The sequence below is a fragment of the Pseudenhygromyxa sp. WMMC2535 genome (assembly GCF_011083025.2).
On sequence record NZ_JABJWV010000001.1, the window covers coordinates 77,190 to 95,477 of the forward strand.

Annotated in this window: 17 protein-coding genes; 9 read left to right on the plus strand and 8 right to left on the minus strand. The window is 70.2% G+C overall.

Features of this window, described 5'->3' with window-relative positions:
- Positions 1 to 59 precede the first annotated feature (59 nt).
- Entirely contained in the window at positions 60 to 1,148 is a 1,089-nt protein-coding gene (locus G6O69_RS00295) for a VWA domain-containing protein (protein WP_172301408.1), read from the plus strand.
- Positions 1,149 to 1,233: 85 nt separating this feature from the next.
- Here G6O69_RS00295 and G6O69_RS00300 read toward each other — a convergent pair whose 3' ends face one another.
- The 4 genes from G6O69_RS00300 to G6O69_RS00315 all read right to left on the minus strand — a co-directional run bounded on the left by G6O69_RS00300 (position 1,234) and on the right by G6O69_RS00315 (position 4,906).
- On the minus strand, positions 1,234 to 1,584 hold the full coding sequence (locus G6O69_RS00300; protein WP_172301410.1) for a hypothetical protein: 351 nt from the start codon (positions 1,582 to 1,584) through the stop codon (positions 1,234 to 1,236).
- A gap of 23 nt (positions 1,585 to 1,607) precedes the next feature.
- On the minus strand, positions 1,608 to 2,153 hold the full coding sequence (locus tag G6O69_RS00305; protein WP_172301412.1) for a hypothetical protein: 546 nt from the start codon (positions 2,151 to 2,153) through the stop codon (positions 1,608 to 1,610).
- A gap of 33 nt (positions 2,154 to 2,186) precedes the next feature.
- A complete protein-coding gene (locus tag G6O69_RS00310; RefSeq protein WP_172301414.1) occupies positions 2,187 to 2,978 on the minus strand; it encodes an SDR family oxidoreductase in 792 nt (263 codons plus the stop codon).
- A gap of 89 nt (positions 2,979 to 3,067) precedes the next feature.
- Positions 3,068 to 4,906: a hypothetical protein gene (locus G6O69_RS00315; RefSeq protein WP_217909731.1), complete on the minus strand. Its 1,839-nt coding sequence runs from the start codon at positions 4,904 to 4,906 to the stop codon at positions 3,068 to 3,070.
- A gap of 377 nt (positions 4,907 to 5,283) precedes the next feature.
- Here G6O69_RS00315 and G6O69_RS00320 point away from each other — a divergent pair, with 377 nt between their 5' ends.
- Both G6O69_RS00320 and G6O69_RS00325 read left to right on the plus strand, forming a co-directional pair.
- Positions 5,284 to 7,077 carry a hypothetical protein gene (locus G6O69_RS00320; RefSeq protein ID WP_172301418.1) on the plus strand — a complete coding sequence of 598 codons (1,794 nt, stop codon included), beginning with the start codon at positions 5,284 to 5,286 and terminating at the stop codon, positions 7,075 to 7,077.
- Between the two features lie 86 nt (positions 7,078 to 7,163).
- Positions 7,164 to 7,583: a hypothetical protein gene (locus G6O69_RS00325; protein WP_172301420.1), complete on the plus strand. Its 420-nt coding sequence runs from the start codon at positions 7,164 to 7,166 to the stop codon at positions 7,581 to 7,583.
- A gap of 17 nt (positions 7,584 to 7,600) precedes the next feature.
- Here the strand turns inward: G6O69_RS00325 and G6O69_RS00330 are convergent, their stop codons facing one another.
- Positions 7,601 to 8,977 carry a tetratricopeptide repeat protein gene (locus G6O69_RS00330; RefSeq protein WP_172301422.1) on the minus strand — a complete coding sequence of 459 codons (1,377 nt, stop codon included), beginning with the start codon at positions 8,975 to 8,977 and terminating at the stop codon, positions 7,601 to 7,603.
- Here G6O69_RS00330 and G6O69_RS00335 point away from each other — a divergent pair.
- Positions 8,976 to 9,137, plus strand: a complete 162-nt coding sequence (locus tag G6O69_RS00335) for a hypothetical protein (protein ID WP_176396533.1) — start codon at positions 8,976 to 8,978, stop codon at positions 9,135 to 9,137. The genes G6O69_RS00330 and G6O69_RS00335 overlap by 2 nt on opposite strands.
- Before the next feature lie 249 nt (positions 9,138 to 9,386).
- A complete protein-coding gene (locus G6O69_RS00340) occupies positions 9,387 to 10,634 on the plus strand; it encodes an aminotransferase class I/II-fold pyridoxal phosphate-dependent enzyme (protein WP_172301424.1) in 1,248 nt (415 codons plus the stop codon).
- A gap of 110 nt (positions 10,635 to 10,744) precedes the next feature.
- On the opposite strand, the gene G6O69_RS00345 is transcribed toward G6O69_RS00340, so the two are convergent.
- Positions 10,745 to 13,273, minus strand: coding sequence for a hypothetical protein (locus G6O69_RS00345; protein ID WP_172301426.1), 2,529 nt, complete (start codon positions 13,271 to 13,273; stop codon positions 10,745 to 10,747).
- Positions 13,270 to 13,431 (minus strand): hypothetical protein, encoded by a 162-nt coding sequence (locus G6O69_RS00350; RefSeq protein ID WP_172301428.1) that lies wholly within the window; start codon positions 13,429 to 13,431, stop codon positions 13,270 to 13,272. Before G6O69_RS00350 ends, G6O69_RS00345 begins: the two co-directional genes overlap by 4 nt.
- Before the next feature lie 190 nt (positions 13,432 to 13,621).
- Here G6O69_RS00350 and G6O69_RS00355 point away from each other — a divergent pair, with 190 nt between their 5' ends.
- Positions 13,622 to 14,416 (plus strand): hypothetical protein, encoded by a 795-nt coding sequence (locus G6O69_RS00355; protein WP_176396534.1) that lies wholly within the window; start codon positions 13,622 to 13,624, stop codon positions 14,414 to 14,416.
- A gap of 322 nt (positions 14,417 to 14,738) precedes the next feature.
- Positions 14,739 to 15,911, plus strand: coding sequence for a hypothetical protein (locus G6O69_RS00360; protein ID WP_172301432.1), 1,173 nt, complete (start codon positions 14,739 to 14,741; stop codon positions 15,909 to 15,911).
- 136 nt (positions 15,912 to 16,047) lie between these two features.
- Here the strand turns inward: G6O69_RS00360 and G6O69_RS00365 are convergent, their stop codons facing one another.
- On the minus strand, positions 16,048 to 16,521 hold the full coding sequence (locus G6O69_RS00365) for a hypothetical protein (RefSeq protein ID WP_172301434.1): 474 nt from the start codon (positions 16,519 to 16,521) through the stop codon (positions 16,048 to 16,050).
- 144 nt (positions 16,522 to 16,665) lie between these two features.
- On the opposite strand from G6O69_RS00365, the gene G6O69_RS00370 reads away from it, so the two are divergent.
- Complete coding sequence (locus G6O69_RS00370; RefSeq protein ID WP_172301436.1) at positions 16,666 to 17,100, plus strand: GFA family protein; 435 nt, start codon at positions 16,666 to 16,668, stop codon at positions 17,098 to 17,100.
- Between the two features lie 171 nt (positions 17,101 to 17,271).
- Positions 17,272 to 18,243, plus strand: coding sequence for a hypothetical protein (locus tag G6O69_RS00375; RefSeq protein WP_172301438.1), 972 nt, complete (start codon positions 17,272 to 17,274; stop codon positions 18,241 to 18,243).
- Positions 18,244 to 18,288: the final 45 nt, after the last annotated feature.

Sequence of the window (18,288 nt, forward strand, 5' to 3'; positions counted from 1 at the left end):
GGAACCCTTCCAACCCAGTCCCCCTTCTCAGAACCGTGGCGTCCGCTATTCTTCACCCGATGTCGGCGCTCCGCCCCCTCTCCCTCCTGGCCAGCGTGGCCCTCGCTCTCCCGCTCACCGCCTGCGGCCTGCAGCTCACCCGCATCGAGACTGCCTACGAGAAGCCCAGCAACGTCGCGGTCTACTTCAAGGTCGAGAACGGCAAGGGCGAGCCGGTCGGCGGCATGACGGCCGAGCAGTTCGAGATCTACGAGGACGGCGAGCTCGTCTCCACCCTCGAGAGCCAGCAGACCATCCTCAACCCCGAGGTCACGGCTTCGCACTACACCTTGCTGCTGATCGACATGAGCGGCTCGGTCGTCGACTCCGAGGACGCCGCCAAGGTCAGCGAGGCCGCGCTGCTCTTCACCTCCGAGGTCGAGAAGAACAACAAGGTCGCGATCTACGCCTTCGACGGCGAAGAGGACATCCACAAGATCACCGACTTCACGACCTCGAGCGGCGCCGCCGAGGCCCGCGCCAACTCCCTGTCCAACTTCACGCCCAAGGACAAGAGCACCAACCTCAACGGCGCCGTGATCCAGGGCCTCGAGGTCCTCGACGAGGGCCTGGCCAAGGCCGAGAACCCCCTGCGCATCGGCACCTTGGTGGTCTTCACCGACGGCACCGACCGCGCCTCGCGGGTCTCCGAGGAGGAGATGCTCGGGTCCGTGCGCGACAGCTCCTACGACGTGTTCGCGATCGGCCTGGGCGACGAGCTCAGCGAGTCCGACCTCGAGAACATCGGTAAGTCGGGCACCGCCCTGGCCAAGGACAGCGCCGAGATCCAGGCCGCCTTCGAGACCATCGGCAAGCGCATCGATCAGCTGACCCGCAGCTACTACCTGCTCAGCTACTGCTCGCCCGCCCGCGCCGGCGAGCACACGGTTGCGATCAAGGCCAACCACACCCCCGAGGGCAAGAAGAACGCGCAGACCGGCGAGCTCGAGACCGAGTTCGACGCCGAGGGCTTCACCAAGGGCTGCGACCCCAACAAGAAGCCCAAGTTCGACATCACCCAGGGCGACGCGCTCTCGGGCGGCGAGGACAAGAAGCCCAAGAAGGTCAAGACCAAGGTCAAGGCCGAGGCCAGCGCCAGCGCCAGCTGAGCGCGCCAGCGCCCCCCTTCATCGGAGCTCCCCGGCCCAGCCTGGGAGCTCTTTTGTTTTTGGTGGCGGCGCGAGGAGAGAGGGCTCAGCCCGTGCCCGTCTCGTCGCTGTCATCGCCCTCGTCGCCTTCATCGTCATCGTCATCATCATCGTCATCGTCCCGCGCCGAGGCGGCGTAGCTCGGACAGGACTCGGCCGTGGGCTCCTCGGCCACGCAACCCGAGGACTCGGCCGTGCAGGGCGAGCAGTAGGGGCGCTCGGGGTAGGCCTCGGCACACCACGCGTTGGTGTCGAGGGCCTTGTGCAGGCAGTGGTCCTCGTTGGGGATCTCGCAGGCCGGCGTCAGCCCGAGCGCCCCGCCCAGCGCGACGCCCAGCGCTGCGAGGGCCCAGGCGCGGGGCGCAGCGGCGGGGCGGAGCTGAAGCGTGCGTGGCATGGGCTCGGGGAGAGGCGTTCGGCTCAAAAGCGCAGCCCTGCTGGCGAGAGCTCGATCCGGCGGGCCTGGGCAGCCCCCCGTCCGCTGCGCTGGTGCGCCGCGACGATCATCAACACGGCGGTCACCGTGACGGCTGCGCCGATCGTGGTGGTCACCATCCCCGCCGGGCGCGTGCTCGTGACGAAGGCGGGGCGGGCCGCGACCAGCTCGTCGGGTAGCGAGAGCAGGGCCACGCCCACGCCCACGGCCGAGATCGCCAGCGCCCCCACGCTGATCCCGGCGATGGTCATGCTCCGGCACGGCTTGGTCGTGCAGCCGAGGCGGTCCACGCTCGGCGCGGGCGTGGACGCGAGCGCCTCCTGCTCGACGGCGTGCTCGACCGCGTGCTCGACCGCGGCTTCGTGCCCGTGCTCCGCCTCGTGATCGTGCTCGGGCTCGGGCGCGGGCTCGGCGGGGACGATCTCGAAGGGCTCGAGCGCAGGCTCGGGCGCCAGGGGCACGCTCGCGGGCGCGGGCGCGGGCTCGCTCATCAGCGCCACGAGCGGGAACGCGAGGAGCAGGGCGGGCACCACCGAGCCATAGCACGCGCCAGGGCGCTGGCGCTATCCGCCGGCCATCACCTTCGACATGGCGATCTGCGCCCCGCCCAGGGACCAGCCGCCGTCCACGGGCAGCACCGCCCCGCTCACGTAGCGCGCGGCCTCCGAGGCCAAGAAGAGCGCCACGTCGGCGCAGTCGTCGACCGTGCCCAGGCGCTGGAGCGGCACGGTCTTGGCGAGCTGATCCGCCTTGGAGGGATCCGCGAGCAGGCGGCGCATGCCCTCGGTCTCGGCGATCGGCCCGGGCACCAGGGAGTTCACCCGCACCCCCGCCGGCCCCCACTCCATGGCCAAGGTCCGCGTGAGCATGTCGACCCCGGCCTTGGCCGCGCACACGTGGGCCTGGAAGGCCATCGGCACCCAGGCCTGCGGGGCCGAGATGTTGATGACCGCGGCCCCGGGCTTGCGCAGGTGCTCGAAGGCGAAGCGCAGCACGTGGAAGGTGCCGTTGAGATCGATGCCGATCACCGAGCCGAAGGCGTTGGCCGACATGCCCAGGGCCGGCGCCGGGAAGTTGCCCGCCGCGCCGCTGACCAGCACGTCGATGGGGCCGTGGGCCGCGACGGCGCCAGCGAGGGCCGCCTGGACGGCCTCGGGATCCCGGACGTCCGCGCTCGCCCCGTGGGCCGCGGGACCCAGCGCGCCGAGCTCGGCGACGGCCGCGTCGACCTTGTCCTGCGAGCGGCTGAACACCGAGAGCTTGGCCCCCGCGCGGGCAAAGCCGCGGGCGATGCCGAGGTTGATGCCGCTGGTGCCCCCAAAGACGCAAACGTGCTTGTCGCTGAATTCACTCATGATCGCTGGTCCTCCTCGAGGGGCAACGCTAGCAAGTTTCGCCCCGCGGGGGGACTGCGCGGCGCCAAGGCGAGCTCGCAGATCCCTGCTCAGCCAGCCTCGGGGTCCTCTTCGGGCGCCTCGACCTCCTCGGGCTCGTCCTCGTCCTCGGGCTCCTCATCTTCGAGTCCGGCCGCCTCGTCGACCTCCCCTGGCGCGTCCTCGCCCTCGACCTCGCTGGCCTCCGGATCACGCCACGCGTCCCCGCAGCTGGCGCAGGCCGCCGGCGGACGCACGGCCAGGCCGCCCGCGGACTCGAGCTCGACGAGCGCCTCGGCCGTGACCCACGACAGCGACGCGCTCGCGCCCTGCTCGCGGCTGAGCTCGACGAACATGCCCTCCCCGACCCGGCGGAGGTTGAAGCCGCGATCGTCCGCCTGCTTGCTCCTCTGCTCACCGACCAGCTTGCCGCCCGCGACCAGGTAGGCGTGGCTGCCCGTGCCACAGCCGCCCTGAGTGTAGAGCTTGGCGCTGCCCACGTCGCAGATCAGCCACTTCGAGGGATCGCTCGACGCGTGATCGGGGAGCTTGGCGACCGCCGTCAGCGGATCGATCTCGCCTCCGCCCGCGCGGTGGCAGCCCTCGGGCGGGCTGGCGATCGACTCGCCGCGCGACATGGGCGTGGGCTCGAAGCCCCACTCGCGCAGCAGCGCCGCCGGGTCCTCGGGCGGGGTCTTGGGCGGGCGCTTCCACTTGAGCGTGCCGCCCTCCTCGACCACGCCCTTGACCGTGAACCGGCCCGCGGAGACCCAGCCGACGGCGAAGCCTCGCCCTTCGCCGTGGCGGTAGACCTGCCCGCCCGCGCCGCCGAGATCGACGAGCGGGTAGAACATGCGGTTGCGACGATCGAAGAGCAGATAGCTGCCCTCGTGGGCCTCGCAGTCGGTCTTGAACATGCGCTCGAAGAGCAGGAAGTCGTCGCCCGCCCGACCAAACACGGCCGTCGCTCGGGTCAGGCGCTTGCGGGCCAGGCCGGCCTCGGGGTCCTCGGCCTTGGCCGGCGAGTAGTTGACGAAGAGCTGGCGGATCGTGTGCTCGGGGCCCTCGCCCCAGGTGTCCGTCTCCCAGCTCACCCACGCCCGCGCCGGGTCGAGCTGCATCGGCACGCGCGGCGCCCCATCGGCGCCATAGACCTCGACCTCGGCGATGTGGACCACGGCGTCCTTGTTGCCGGCGTGGACGTCGAGCACCTCGATCGCCAGGCTCTGGGTCTCGACCGGCGGCGAGAAGCGCACGTAGTTGTGGTTGGCGCCGTCTTGCAAGCTGGCCTCGACGTAGCCCGCGTCCGTGTGCACGCGGACCTTGGCCACGCGCGGGTGCCCCTTGTAGTCACGATAGCGCGGGCCCGCGGCGACGTAGAGACGCAGCGCCTCGACCTTGGCCGTCTCGGGCAGGGCCAGGCCGAGCACACAGGGCGCCTCGGCCCCCGCCTCGAAGGCGCAGGTCCACGCGCTGTCGAGATCGTCGTCGCGCACCAGCTTGGCCTCGCCCTCACCGGGCGCGCCCCAGTCGGGCACCTTGGCCGTGGCCGCGAGCGCGAACAGGTGGATGACCTTCTCGAGGGAGAAGCCCAAGGAGCGCGTGCCCTTGGCCGTGACCCCGGCGAGGGCTGCATCCGCGCGGGCGATCGTCACCGCGGCGGCCCGCGGATCGTCGGGCTCCTCCAAGGGCGCCGCCTGCTCGTCGCCCCCGACCTGCTCGACGGCCCCCGCCTCCGCGCCCTCATCGGCCGCAGCGCCGGCCTCGACCGCCTGCTCTTCGGCGGGCTGATCGGCCTCCCCCGCGGGCTGCTCGCTCTTGCAAGCCAAGGGTAGCGCGAGGATCAGAGCGGCCGCCGCGGTCATCGACAGCGAGGCATTCGAGGGGTTCGAAGACAGGAGAGGACGCATGCTTGACTCCGCGCGCATGCTACTCGCTTTGAGCGCCAGCGGCGACCTCCCGCCCCAAAACCCCCGAGCGACGCGCCCACGCCCCCCCTCTCGCTAGCAGCCCGGCCCCCCGCCCCTCGCCAGGACACAGGGTGGCCCGGCGCCCGAGCACCTCGCCCCCGAGCTTGTATGCCGATTCAATACAGCGCATTGACTTCCGCGCCCTGCGGTTGGGCTCGCAATAAAGTCGTGAGATTTCACGAAGGCAGAACACCAATATTGCTGCAATGGCAAAAACCTCGGGCTAGTCTGATTCGTGAGATTGGTTGTGCGAGCGTCGTCGGCCTCATGCCCCGGGCCGCCGCCAATCCACCGCACACCGAAGCTCGGAGGTGCCCGTGTCCGAAAAGACGATTGGAGAGGTCTGGCGCGAGCTCGCCGGTCCGCAGCCTTTTTGCACTCAGCCGGCCTGGCCGCCGGACATCTTTGCGCTGACCTCGGTGTTGCTCGCCGACAGCGGCGCCTATCGCCTGGCGATCTCGCCGCACAGCACCGCCACGGAGCACCAGTGGCCGCCCCTGCCCGATGAGCTGCCGAGCGACTACGACGACGTCCCGCTGCCCCGCCGCGGCAGCGGCAGCGGCAGCTTCGAGACCCTGACCGCGCTCCGCCGTCGGCACTGGGCCCTGCACCTCGAACGCGGGGCACGGCGCTGGCGAGACTGGGCGGAGCACCAAGTCACCGGCGGGCCCCCACCTGCGGGCCAGCCAACCGAGGCGCGAGCGCCCGGGCGCGAGCCCAGCCTACCCACGGGTCCAGGTTCGGACATCGAGGCGCTATGCGAATTGCTCGCCGCGAGCTTCGATCGCACGGTCATCGAGCTCGCCGAGCCAGCGAGCTGGCCGCTGTGTCGCGCCCTGCTCGAGCTCCACGCCCTCGCCGACCTCGCGAGCGCGGGCTTTGGCGTGCCCGGCTCCTGCGAGCTCCCTGGCGTGGGCATGCGCGCCCGCCAGGCCCTGCTCTACCGCGGCAGCGTGGCCACCCTGCCCCCCGACCGCGTCCGCGTCCTGCCCAAGCTGCGTACGCCTCAGACCGGGCTGACGATCCGCTCGCTCTCCCACAACCTGGCCATCGATCGCTCCGAGGTCCGCGTCAAGTGGCGGACCAGCACCATGCTTCAGCCCGGCGCCCGCGCCCACGAGCTCAACTTACTGATCTTGCCCTGGCCCTACGAGGTCGACGAGGACGACTTCCGCGAGCTCCACGTCGGCGACGCGGCCATCGATCCCCAGACCTTCGGCTTCTTCGCCTACGAGCCCCGCCAGCGCTTCGATCCTCGCGCCCACCTCGTGCCCCTGCTCGACGTCGCCGAGCGCGAGCACGGCAACGTCAGCGCGGTGATCATGCCCGAGAGCGCGCTGTCCGAGCGCGAGCTCGAGTCCGTCGAGCGCCGGCTCGGCGACCGCGTGGGCTTCTTGCTCGCGGGCGTCCGCGGGATGCGTCGCAACTACGCCTACCTCGGCGTGCGCCACCCCTCGCACCTCGCCCGCTACTACCAAGACAAGCACCACCGCTGGCGGATCGACGCCGCCCAGATCGAGCAGTACAAGCTGCAGGAGTCCCTCGATCCCAAGCGCCTGTGGTGGGAGCCCATGCAGGTCCGTCCGCGCGAGCTCCACTTCGTGTGCGCGAACCCGTGGCTGTGCATGGCCCCGCTGATCTGTGAAGACCTCGCGCGCCCCGACCCCGTCGCGGATCTGATCCGCGCCGTCGGTCCAAACCTCGTCGTCGCCCTGCTGATGGACGGCCCCCAGCTCAGCGCGCGCTGGCCCGGGCGCTACGCCAGCGCCCTCGCCGACGACCCCGGCAGCTCGATCCTCACGGTCACCTCGCTGGGCATGGCGACGCGCTCCGTGCCCCCGGGGATGACGGCGCGGCGAACCGTCGCGCTGTGGAAAGACCCGGTCGAGGGCGCCCACGAGATCGAGCTCGACCCGAGCGCCGACGCGGTGATGCTCAACGTCGCCGCCGAGTTCGTCGAGGAGTTCACGGCCGACGGTCGCTCCGACGGCGGCGCCGCCGTCCGCCTCGTGCTCAACGCAGTCCATCAACTCCAGGCGCCGCGCGCTCCAGCGCGCGGCCCGATCTCCACGCGCGCGCGCACCCTCCCCGACGGCGGGCTGGGAGGCTGAACCATGGGGTTGTCGCAATGAGTCAACATTCGAATCCCCTCGCGTCGCGCTGGTCTTCCGAGCGCGACGCTGACATATTGGGCGCCATGGAGCTCGACGAGACTGGACTGAGCGCGCTAGCCAACTTCGCCGAGGCAGCCGTCGCCGCGCCGCGAGACTTCGAGCGCATCGCGCAGGCCACCGTCAGCGACGCGCGTCGCTTCGACTCCGCCGCCAACTCCAGCGCGCTCACGGCCGCCATCGAGGCCATCGGCGCGACCTTGACCAAGCTCGAGCGCGACCCCGCGGCGCGCACCGTCGACACCATGATGCTCACCGCTCGCCGCCTGCGCGAGCGCGACGACCAGCTCGCCCAGGAGGCCGGGCGAGCGATCGTCTGGGCGCTCGAGAACCAGCTGCTGCTCGCCGCCCGCCGCGACGCCGACCCCCTGCCCTCGGGGGTCCACGACGTCGACCGCGGCCCCGAGCGCAGCCGGCCGGTGCCGATCCGCAGCCTCGAGGGCTGAGCCCGAGTCGACCCGAGTCAGCCCGGGTCTGGGTGGGCCGCCAGCCAGCGCCCCGCCGAGTTCGCCCCGCGCTCGTCTCGCCCGGCGGTCGAGAGCGCGAAGCCCCGCTGCGCCAGCGCACGCGCGAGCCCGGCTCGCGTGCCCGTCGACATCGCCCAGGTCGCTCGCCCCAGGGCAAAGAAGATCTGTCCGCGCAGCGCCGCGTCGTCCTCGTCCGTCACAGCCAGCGCGCGCTCGAGTCGCGGGCTGGCCTGCTCCGGCCAGCCGAGCTCGAGCTCGGCCTCGCCGAGACCCGCGAGCGCGCTAGCGAGGTCTCGGCGGCCAGACTCCTCCGCGCCCTCGAGGATCTCCAGGCTGCGCATGAATTCTCGGTAAGCACGCGCGAACTCGCCGAGGCCGAGGGAGGACCGCCCCAGGGCGACCCAGATCCTCCCGACCAGGACATGCTCCCGACCAAAGACGCCCTCGCGCACCGCCAAGACACGCGCGTCGTAGGCCCGCGCCTGCTCGAAGTCTCCGCGCGCGTGCGCCACCGAGGCGAGCCCGGCGAGGGTCGTTGCGACGTGGGGATGCCCCGGCCCCAAGCTCGCCTCGAACACCGCCAGGGCCCGCGACAGGTAGTCTTCGGCCTGATCGAGGGCGCCGGTCTCGATCGCTACGAGGCCCAAGTTGACGAGCACGCGGGCGGTCGCGGGCTGCTCCTGACCAGCGCTCGCCTCCTGAATCTCGAGCGCTCGCTCGAGGTAGACCCGCGCGTCCTCGAGCTCCCCCACGGCCATCCCCGCGATCCCGAGGTTGGTCAAGGTCACGGCCAGCTCGGGGTGGCTGCGGCCCAGGCTGACCTCGAAGATCTCCAGGGCCCGCTTCGAGTAGCCCAGCGCCTCGCGCTCCTCGCCCAGCACGATGCAGATCGAGCCGAGGTTGTCGAGCGCCTCTGCGACCTTGGGGTGGTGCTCGCCGTAGATCTCGAGCCAGCTCGCCAGCGCTTGCTCGAGCAGCGCCCGGGCCGTCACATAGTCCCCTTCGGCGAGCGACAGGCCGCCGAGGTTGTTGAGCGCGGCGACGGACTGCGGGTACCCGGGACCCCTCGACCCGCGCTGGAGCGAGAGGGCCTGCTCGAGCTCGGTCCGCGCCCGCGCCAGGTCTCCCGCCTCGATGGCGAGCACACCGCGAACCGCCAGGTAGTCGGCCCGCGCCTCGTCCGTGCCCAGCGCCCGCGACAGCGAGTCGGCGTTGAGCGCCCACAGTCGCGCCTCGACCGGCTCGGCGAGTCGCCGGCCCGTGACCGAGAGCAGCCGGGTCGCGGCCGAGCTCGCCACCTCGAGCGAGCCCTCGGCCAAGCTGGCGACGTAGGCCCGCTCGAGCGCGCGCTTGGCCCCCTCGAAGTCCCCCATGTCGCCACGGATCCGCCCCTGGCTCAGCCGCGCGCGCGCCCAGGGCTTCCTCGTCCAGCACCTCGGCCTCGGCCACCGCCGCATCCGCGAGGGCCAAGGCGGGCGCGTAGGCCCCGAGGTCTCGCTGGCTAGAAGACATTCCCAGAATATGTATCTATGACTCGCGCAGCCCAGCGCATCGCGGACTGATAACACTTGGTCCAGAATCACTGGGCTCGCGCTCGAGCCCGTGATCAGCTTTTCCCACACGCCTCGCCTGCTCGATGACCAGGCCACCAAACACCCTCGCAGCGCGTCAGTCCTCAAACCGAGCGTGCGAGCGAGGCTGCGCACGGGCGTGAAATGCCGCCCTCCGGCGCTCCTCCCCAGGCTTTGACGGCGCCCGCCGCCCGTGGTCGACTGCCACCCGATGACGGGTCCCTCGACCTCCACCCTCTCCCTGCGCGGCCGCCAGCTGATCGACCAGCCGGCCATCGCCGAGTACATCCGCGCTCACTTCCAAAACGCCGCCGAGGCCTGGGACGCCAAGGCCCGCCCCGACGGCTACATCGCGCTGTGCATCGCCGAAAACCGCGGCATGTGGGAGGTGCTGCGCCCGCAGCTGGCCAACTACCGCGACATCCCCGCGCGGGTGCTCGGCTACGACGCGATGACCGGCGCGCTCGAGTTTCGCACCAAGCTGGCCGCGTTCATGAGCGAGCGGGTGCTCGGTCGGCGCGTCGAGGCCGAGCAGCTCGCCGCCCTCGCCGGGGCCGGGGCCGTGCTCGAGGTGCTGTTCTACGCCCTGGCCGATCCCGGCGACGGCGTGTTGGTCCCGACCCCGAGCTACGCCGGGTTTTGGACCGACCTCGAGACCCGCGACGGCCTCGAGATCGTCACGGTCCCCTGCGCCAGCGAGGACGACTTTCGGCTCACGCCCGCGCGCCTCGACGCGGCCATGGCCGAGGCCACGGTCCCGATCAAGGCGCTGCTCTTCACCACCCCCGACAACCCCATGGGCCGCGTCTACACCCGCGCGCAGCTGCTCGAGGTCCTCGCCTGGGCCGAGGGCGCCGGGGTCCACGTGGTCTTCGACGAGGTCTACGCGCTCTCGGTGTTCGGCGAGCGCCCCTTCGTCAGCGCGGCCTCGCTGCGCGAGCGCCTCGGGCCGTGGGCCCACGTGATCTGGGCGTTCTCCAAGGACTTCGGCGCAAGCGGCCTGCGCTGCGGGGTGCTCGTCAGCGAGAACCCCGAGGTGCTCGCGGCCGTCGACGCCCTGTCCTACTGGTCGGCCTGCTCGGGCGACACCCAATACCTGCTCGGCGAGCTCGTCGCCGACGCGGACTTCATCGACGGCTACATCGAGACCATGCGCGCGCGCCTGGGCCAGGCCTACGCCGAGGTCCACGCCGCGCTCGCGGGCATCGGCGTGCACCACCTGCCCGCCGACGGCGGCTTCTTCGTGCTCTGCGACCTCCGGCCCTTCCTCGACGAGCCCAGCTTCGCGGCCGAGCACCGGCTGTGGCGGCGTCTGCTCGACGAGGCCCGGGTCAACCTGACCCCGGGCGCGGCCTGCCGTGTGGCCGAGCCGGGCTTCTTTCGGCTGTGCTACGCGAGCGAGCCGGTCGAGGCCCTGCGCGAGGCCGTGGCCCGCGTCGGCCGGGTGCTCGCCGGCTGAGCGCCCAACCGCGCACCCACGCCCGCGCGCGTCCAGGAGACCGCCGATATTCAAATGTGAAACAGGCCGCGTCGGCATCACCGACGCGGCCTGTTCGCGCGCAAAACGACTCAGCGCGCCGCGACGGGGCCGGACTCCGGCTCCTCCTCCTCCTTGGGGTGCTCCTTCTCCCACTTGCGGCGCTTGTGCTTGTGCCAGGGCCGGTAGACCCCGTCGTCGAGCAGCGGCAGGCCGTCGCGCTCGCGGATGAAGTTGGGCAGCTGGCCCATGACCTCGCGGGCGCAGCTGGCCTCGTAGAGCACCTTTTGGTGCTTGGTCTGCTCGAGCCGCTCCTCGGCGATGTAGTAGCCGGTCTTCTTGACCGTCTCGGGCTTGGGGATGCGGTACCAGACCTTGATCAGGTGGACCTTCTCGGGCATCTCGCCGCCGTGCTCCCGCGCCCACTCGCGGCACTCGTAGCGGGCGTACCACTTGCGATACCACTCGCCCTTGCCGGCCATGCGCCGGTTCATCTTGCGCCGGCGGTCGTTCCAGATCCACGGGATCGGCTTTTGCTCCTCGGCGTAGACGTCGGTGCGCAGGTCCCAGTCCTCGCCCTCGGCATCGGTGACGACGACCTTCAAGAACACGTTGCTGCGCGGGGGGTTGGGCGCGAACATGCCCCAGCCCTGGGTGGTCTGCGTGGTCTGTAGCCAGGTGGCCACGGCCTCGCGGGCAGCCGGTCGGAAGCTCGACAGGCTGTCCTTGCCGGGCATCAGCCAGATCGCCACGGCGCTCATGTGCCAAGCCAAGACCAGGCCAACGAGCAGGCGCGCGGTCGGGCCGTAGGCCCAGGGATCCCGGCGCCCGCCGGTGCTCGGATCGCGCACGGCGACGCGCTGACCTCGGGTCGCGCGGACTCGCCAGGCGATCACGCCCAGGAGCCCCGCCGCCGTGGCCAGCCAGATCAGCCGATAGTCCCAGCTGGGCTCGAGCTCGACGCGCACGAGCACGCCGCCGACCACCCCGGCGATGCCCAGGAGCACCGCCCAGTCCGGCAAGGTCGCCGTGTCGCGGTGCTGCGTGGGCAGGCTGGGATCCGCGGGCGGCACGATCGCGGCGCGCTCGACCACGGCCTTGGGCAAGAGCTTGCCGAACACCCGCGGCGAGACCTTGGCCATGCGGTGGCCGACGTCGCGGAAGATCGCGGCGATCTCCTCGCCCTTCAAGAACACGAGCGTGCAGGCGACCATCGCGGTCTGGAACTGGCCCACGTTCATCAGCGTGAAGATGTGGGCGTGGAAGGCCAGGTGCCACACGAGCAGCACCCGGCGGCCAAAGATCCACCGGCACATCCACGCGCGATCGATGACGACCGCCTCGTCGAGCTCGCGCCCGAAGATCTTGGTGATCCGCCACGGCGCGCGGCCGAGCTTGAGCCACAGCAGCCAAAAGCCGACCCACAGCCCGACCCAGATGCCCGTGAACGCCGCGGCGCTGATCTTGGGCGTGATGTGGACCGGGTAGGCCACCCAGATGATCGCCGCCGAGCAGAGGATCATCCCGGCAAAGGCCGCGCGCGCGATCCAGGCCTTGGCCGCCGGCAGCGGCGCGAACTTGCGGTCCATGACCCAGCGCGCGATGACCCCGAACATGATCATCGGGAACATCGTCTGGCCGATCTTGACCGCCCAGGTCATGCCCCGAAACACGTGCGTGCCCAGCAGCGAGGCCATGTACTGCGGCGGCAGACGATAGAAGTGATCGAGGTTGAGGGCGTAGTAGAGCGAGTCACCGGCCATCCACACGGCGCCGGTCTTGAGGGTGCCGGTGGTCACGTAGACCGTGGCTAGCTGGAGCATCAGCAGCTTGCGCGGCCAGCTGGGGATGCTGCGGTAGATCGGCTCGAGGCCCTGCGGATAGTCCTCGCTGGGGGCCAGCCCGGCGCCCTTGCCCGGGCCGTCGCGCTCGCTGAGCCGGCCCTGCTTGCGCAGCTTCCGGCAGCGCAGCCAGTTGTCGACGCTGTAAGCGTGGCCGCTGCGGGCCAGGATCAGGTAGGCCAGCATCACCCGGAACACGACCTCGGTGCCCTCCCAGGGCAGCGAGTTGCGGACCAGGATGCTGTTCATCAAAAACCAGGTCAGCACGCCGAACAGGCGCGTGCGAAACCCGATCATCAACATCAGCGCGCTGACCTCGAAGGCGATCAGGTGGATCCAAAACGCCGTCGGCGAGTCCCAAAAGAAGAGCAGCGAGTACTTGGGGCCCTTCAAGAACTCCCACACCGCGGCGAGGTCGTAGAAGCCCTCGGGGTCGTCGGGGCGCAGGCCGTCGCCGTAGCCGGCGAACTGCTCGCGGGCGAAGACCTGGCGCGCCACGTCGGCGGTGAAGATGCCCTCGTCGGTGAACAGGAAGCCGAAGAACTCCCACATCCCGTTGATGTTGCAGATCACCAAGAAGGCGAAGACGATGCGGAAGACCGCGATGCTCCGCGGGTCCTCGGCGCTCAGCCACCACCGCCGCCACTTCTCGGCGTGCATCGCGAAGACCAGCGCCAGGCAGACCACGCAGGCCAGCATCAACCAGCCGATGGTCGGCGAGATCGCTACCGCCTCGAGGTTGGGCGGGTCTTTGGCCAGGGCCAAGAGCGCGGCGCTCATTGCAGCTCTCCTCGCGCCTCGGCCTCGCGCTGCTCCTTCTCGAACCTGAAGATCCAGCGATAGAGCACGAAGATGAAGGTCGCGCCGAAGATCCAAAGCCCTCCCAGAGAGCCGAAGATCGCCAGGTCGATGGGCCGTACGAGTGCAAGCAAAGCCATAGTTACGCTCCTACGATCGTTGATATCCGCAATCTCGGCCGCGGCTACGCGCGATGAATGCGTGAGTCCAGTTACTCGTGTGGTCGCCAACGCAAAGCTTTCGCGGCCTGAAAAAGCCGCCTCGCGCCTGGGGCCCGCGATGATCGAAACACCGTCCCCCTGTGACTCCCCGGGCATGCTCATCAAGACCATGACGAGTCGACAGCTGCCCGTCGCCGTGGCCTCCCTCCTGTTGTGCATCAGCTCGTTCGCCTGCTCCGACGACACTCAGAGCAGCGAGGACGATGAGACCTCGACGAGCGAGGACTCGACGGACACGGACAGCACGGAGTCCGACTCCTCCGACTCCGACGCCTCCGACACCACCCCCCTCGACACGGACACGGACACGGACACGGACTCGACCGACACCGCGGGCACCTGCGAACTCGAGTTCGAGGAGGCCGCCCCTGGGACCTCGAGCACGATCACCATCCGCAACGAGCGCGACAGCGCGATCTACATCCCCTTCACCATCTCCACCTGCACCTTCGAGCCCTTCGCGGTCTACGACGGCGACGTGCAGTACCTGTGGTACGACGACGCCTATATCCCCAAGTGCACCGAGGTCGTCGAGGCCGGCTGTGAGTGGGGCTGCTCCGACGGCCCGACCCAGGTCATCCGGCTCGAGCCAGGGGCCGAGTGGGAGGTGGCCTGGGGCCTCTACGTCTGGGCGCCGATCGAGCTCGACGAGGCCTGCGCCGCCGAGTCGGACGGCTGCGAGGCGGGAGCCACGTGCTGGGCGGGCCGCGAGTGGGTCGAAGATGGTCCGCTCACCGCCCAGATCCGCGTGAGCGAGGCCTGCTCCTTCGACGAGTGTGAGTGTGGCAGCGACGCCTGCACCCTCGACCTCGACTCGATCACCGCCGAGGAGTGGGAGGCCGAGATCGTCGAGCTCGAGTTCGACGCCGGCTTCGTCGGTGACATCTCGCTGACGATCGAGTGACAGCCCCCGCGGGCGTGCAGGCGCCCCCCTCGTGGACACGGGGCGCCTGCACCCTCCTGTGGTCGAGCGCGGCCGCGCTGGCGGCCAAGTGAGGCCGAGTTGGACCTCTCGGCACTCGAGGCCGACCCGACAAGGGGCCCGCCGCGTCTCCCATGGGTTGGGCCTCGGGCTCACACGCGGCGGTCTTGAAGCGCACGCGCGACCGCGCTAGTTCAGCGGCACGACACGCGCCGCGGCGACCTCCGCCCAGCAGCGTCGTCGTGAAAAACCGACTCCCGACCCGGGAGCTGCACCCGACCCTCGAGTGAAACGAGCCAGGTCCATGCGAACCCGTATCTACACGTCCACGCTAATCACCCTGTCCCTGCTCTCCTTGCCCCTCGGCTGCGCCGTCGAGGACGAGTCCGAGGAGGCGCTGCTCGAGCGCGACGGCGAGTACCCCGAGCTGCCCGCCGAGGGCTCCGAGCTGGCCTACGGCATGCTGCGCGTGGCCAACGAGCTCGACTACGACACCCTCGACGTCGACGTCGATCTCGACTCGCGCTCGGCCACGAGCATCATCGAGTACCGCGCCGGCGCCGACGAGCTGATCGGCACCGCCGACGACCGCTTCATCCCCAGCCTCGCGGTCCTCGACGGCCTCTACTGGCTCGGCCCGGCCAACCTGTGGAAGATCCAGGACTACGCCAGCCTCAACGGCTACGTGCCCACGGCCCTGCCCGCCGCGGCCTGTGAGCCCGAGCTCGAGGACGCCGTCGCCGAGTGCCTGTACTTCCTCGAGGACGCCGCGACCCCGATCCAGAGCCAGCTCCAGGGCCAGTACGGCTGGGCCCCCTTCAAGGCCGACCTGCTGTCCAGCTGCCTCGACGCCAGCGACGCGACCTACCCTTCGGCGGACTACTTCACCGACGCCGGCGCGGTCGGCTACCTCGACCCGCTGCTCGGCTACCAGAGCCTGATGTGCGAGCTGAGCAGCGACCCGATCTGCGCCCTCGGTGTCGCCGGCGTCGCCGACCTCGACCAGCCCGAGTGCGCGGACCTGTTCTCCGCCGAGATCGAGCTCGACGAGGCCGAGGTCGACGCGACCGACCGCGCCGACTGGGACGCGCAGATCGACGCGCTCGAATCCGCCTGCAACGGTGAGTGCGGCTACTGGGTCCGCGTCTACGAGTACGAGGCGGGCGTGGCCCCGACCCTGCTCGGCGACGTGATCGACGTGATCATCCCGAGCTCGCCCCTCGACTACGGCTACGGGGCCGGCTACCTGACCCGCGAGACCAGCGACCAGCTGCCCTCCGTGGCCGCCGGCGCCCAGGCCCTGCTCAGCGACGTGCTCGCCGACCTCGGCCTGTCCGGTGAGCCCTACGAGGTCGCCTCGGCCGCCGACGAGGTCGCCTGCCCGAACTGCCACCACTTCCTCGACACCTACGTGATCCAGCTGCGCGACGCCGGCGTGATCATCGTGCTCGACGTCGAGACCTTCTGGGACTCCTGATCCCCGCGGCCGCCGACGCGGCCTTGGCTTGCCTCTGAGGGGGGCGACGATCGCTACATGGCGATCGTCGCTCCCTTTCGCGTTCACCCGTCGTGCAATGTCTCCCGACCCGCGAGGTCATGAGCCTCGCCGCCTTCTACTCGAACGAGCGCTCCCCCCAGAGACGCTGGAGCATCTCGAGCAGCTCGGCCGAGGCGCGTGCAGCCCCCACCGGTGACTCGAAGCTGCCGTCGAGGAGGAGCGCGACCAGATCGCCAGCGGACGAGAACGCCGCCCCCGTCGGGTTCCCGCCCGACGCGGAGACCACGAAGAACCGAGGCTCCCCACCGGCAGCGCCGATCGCTAGCACCTCGAGCTCGCTCGCCTCGGGATCGAGCGTATACGCCACGAAGGGGTGAAAGACCGTCTCCTCGTTCAGGCCCTCGCTCGTGGTGAACGGAGGCTCAGCGCCCCCGGCCTCCTCCCAGTTGTCGAGGGCATCGTCCATCAGCGCGGGGGCGAGCCAGTCGCGCTCGAGAAGGGCGATGAGCCCACTCAGGACGGATGCAGGAAGAGCGTCAGCGCTGGCACCGAGAACATGGCGCTGCACGATGAGGGAAGCCTCGCTCATGTGCTGCTTGTACCACCGAGGACTTGGTGCCCGTGAAGGGGCGACGATCGCTGCGTGTGGTCGTCGCCCCCTTCGCGTTCATGCCCTGGCACCCGTGGTGGGTCACCCCGTGCCTGCCAGCCCACGAGGCTGTAGTATCCGGCCATGAGCGACGCCGAAACTCAGGAGCGAACGGGCCGATGCATGTGCGGCGCGGTCGAGTTCACCGCGCAGATCAAGCTCGAGCTCTCCGCCTGCCACTGCGGCATGTGCCGACGCTGGTCTGGCGGCCCTCTTCTCTGCGTGCCCACGCTGAAGGTGCGCTGGGCCGACGAGACCAAGATCGTCACTTTCGAGTCCTCGGCCTGGGCCGAGCGCGGTCACTGTGGCGTGTGTGGCTCGAACCTCTTTTATCGGATCACCGAGACGAACGCGCCCGAGGCCGGCTACGCCCTGCCCATGGGCCTGCTCGACGACCAGAGCGGGCTGGACTTCAACCGCGAGTGGTTCATCGACGCCAAGCCGGAGGGCTATGCCTTCAGCGGTGAGCGCGAGTGCCTGACCGAGGCCCAGGTCATGGCGATGTTCGCCCCGAGCTGAGCGCCACTTCCCCGATCCAGAGGTCGCGCGGGCTCTTCGCCCGCAGCCTCTCGCCCCGGCTGTCTGGCCAACCTACGGGACACTGGCCTGTGAACAGGCCGGGCTCTCCGCCTCGCCCCTTTGAAATTACAATGGTTTCCGCTGGCCTGGGCCTTGCGATGGCACCCAGCCATGCCGAGCACACTGCACCAAGGCGTCGCCCGCATCCTCATCGACGAGCCCAGCCTCGGCTTTCGGATCTTGCGCGAGGTCTTCGAGGTCGAGCTCCCCGCGCTCCGGGATCTACGTGAGCGCCACGCGGTCATCGATCGCTTCACGCCCTGTTTTGGGGACACGCATGAGCTTCGTCCGGACGGCATTTTGTCCGGTGATCACCCGACGGATCTGCACGGTGGCGTGGCCATCGTCGTCGAAGCGCAGCGCCAGCCCGATCGCAAAAAAGCCGCGCGGCTGTGGGTCTACTGGGCCCTGGTCGCCGAGCAGATCGGCTACGTGACGGCCTTGCTGGTGATTGCGCTGTCTGGCGAGGTCTCGCGCTGGGCTCGGCGCCTGGGTGAGCAGCGGTTCTCGCCCCATGAAGCACTGCTGGTTTTGGACAAGAAAAACATGCCGGTCGTCACCGAGGTCGAGGATCCGCAGCGCCCCGGCTGGGCCGTGCTCTCGGCGTTGATCCACGCCGCGCATGGCAACCTCGAGCCCTTTGCCGTAGCGTTTCAGGCGGCGCTTCGTCTCGAGGACGAGCGCCGTGGAAGATACGCCTCATACCTACTCGCGGCCCTCGACGAGGACGCCCGCGAGGTCTTTTTGGGAGCAACGAAGATGCAGACAAACGAGATCAGCGACATCGAACGGCGCAGCGTGGCCTTTCACGACGGCCTGCGCATGGGAAAGGCCGAGGGCCTCAGCAAAGGCCACGCCGAGGGCCTCAGCGAAGGCCGCGCCGAGGGCCTCAGCGAAGGCCGCGCCGAGGGCCTGCGCCAGCTCGTGCGCACGATCTTCGAGCTGCGCGGGCGCGAGCTTTCCCCCGAGGGCCACGCACGGCTCACCGCCTGCCGCTCCCTCCCCCAGCTCGAGCGCTGGTGCGAGCGCGCCAAGGCCCTCGACCCCGTGGACGAAGGCCTGCTCTTCACCACGGACTGCTAGAGCGGCAACCGGCCCCATCGTCGATGACGTCGAGGCCGGCGTCTG

What these genes read in the sequence shown, in the direction of transcription:
- G6O69_RS00295 (WP_172301408.1), top strand. Translation starts at nt 60, where the DNA reads ATGTCGGCGCTCCGCCCCCTCTCCCTCCTGGCCAGCGTGGCCCTCGCT.
- G6O69_RS00300 (WP_172301410.1), bottom strand. Translation starts at nt 1,584, where the DNA reads ATGCCACGCACGCTTCAGCTCCGCCCCGCCGCTGCGCCCCGCGCCTGG.
- G6O69_RS00310 (WP_172301414.1), bottom strand. Translation starts at nt 2,978, where the DNA reads ATGAGTGAATTCAGCGACAAGCACGTTTGCGTCTTTGGGGGCACCAGC.
- G6O69_RS00315 (WP_217909731.1), bottom strand. Translation starts at nt 4,906, where the DNA reads ATGCGTCCTCTCCTGTCTTCGAACCCCTCGAATGCCTCGCTGTCGATG.
- G6O69_RS00325 (WP_172301420.1), top strand. Translation starts at nt 7,164, where the DNA reads ATGGAGCTCGACGAGACTGGACTGAGCGCGCTAGCCAACTTCGCCGAG.
- G6O69_RS00335 (WP_176396533.1), top strand. Translation starts at nt 8,976, where the DNA reads ATGTCGCCACGGATCCGCCCCTGGCTCAGCCGCGCGCGCGCCCAGGGC.
- G6O69_RS00330 (WP_172301422.1), bottom strand. Translation starts at nt 8,977, where the DNA reads ATGGGGGACTTCGAGGGGGCCAAGCGCGCGCTCGAGCGGGCCTACGTC.
- G6O69_RS00340 (WP_172301424.1), top strand. Translation starts at nt 9,387, where the DNA reads ATGACGGGTCCCTCGACCTCCACCCTCTCCCTGCGCGGCCGCCAGCTG.
- G6O69_RS00345 (WP_172301426.1), bottom strand. Translation starts at nt 13,273, where the DNA reads ATGAGCGCCGCGCTCTTGGCCCTGGCCAAAGACCCGCCCAACCTCGAG.
- G6O69_RS00350 (WP_172301428.1), bottom strand. Translation starts at nt 13,431, where the DNA reads ATGGCTTTGCTTGCACTCGTACGGCCCATCGACCTGGCGATCTTCGGC.
- G6O69_RS00355 (WP_176396534.1), top strand. Translation starts at nt 13,622, where the DNA reads ATGACGAGTCGACAGCTGCCCGTCGCCGTGGCCTCCCTCCTGTTGTGC.
- G6O69_RS00360 (WP_172301432.1), top strand. Translation starts at nt 14,739, where the DNA reads ATGCGAACCCGTATCTACACGTCCACGCTAATCACCCTGTCCCTGCTC.
- G6O69_RS00365 (WP_172301434.1), bottom strand. Translation starts at nt 16,521, where the DNA reads ATGAGCGAGGCTTCCCTCATCGTGCAGCGCCATGTTCTCGGTGCCAGC.
- G6O69_RS00370 (WP_172301436.1), top strand. Translation starts at nt 16,666, where the DNA reads ATGAGCGACGCCGAAACTCAGGAGCGAACGGGCCGATGCATGTGCGGC.
- G6O69_RS00375 (WP_172301438.1), top strand. Translation starts at nt 17,272, where the DNA reads ATGCCGAGCACACTGCACCAAGGCGTCGCCCGCATCCTCATCGACGAG.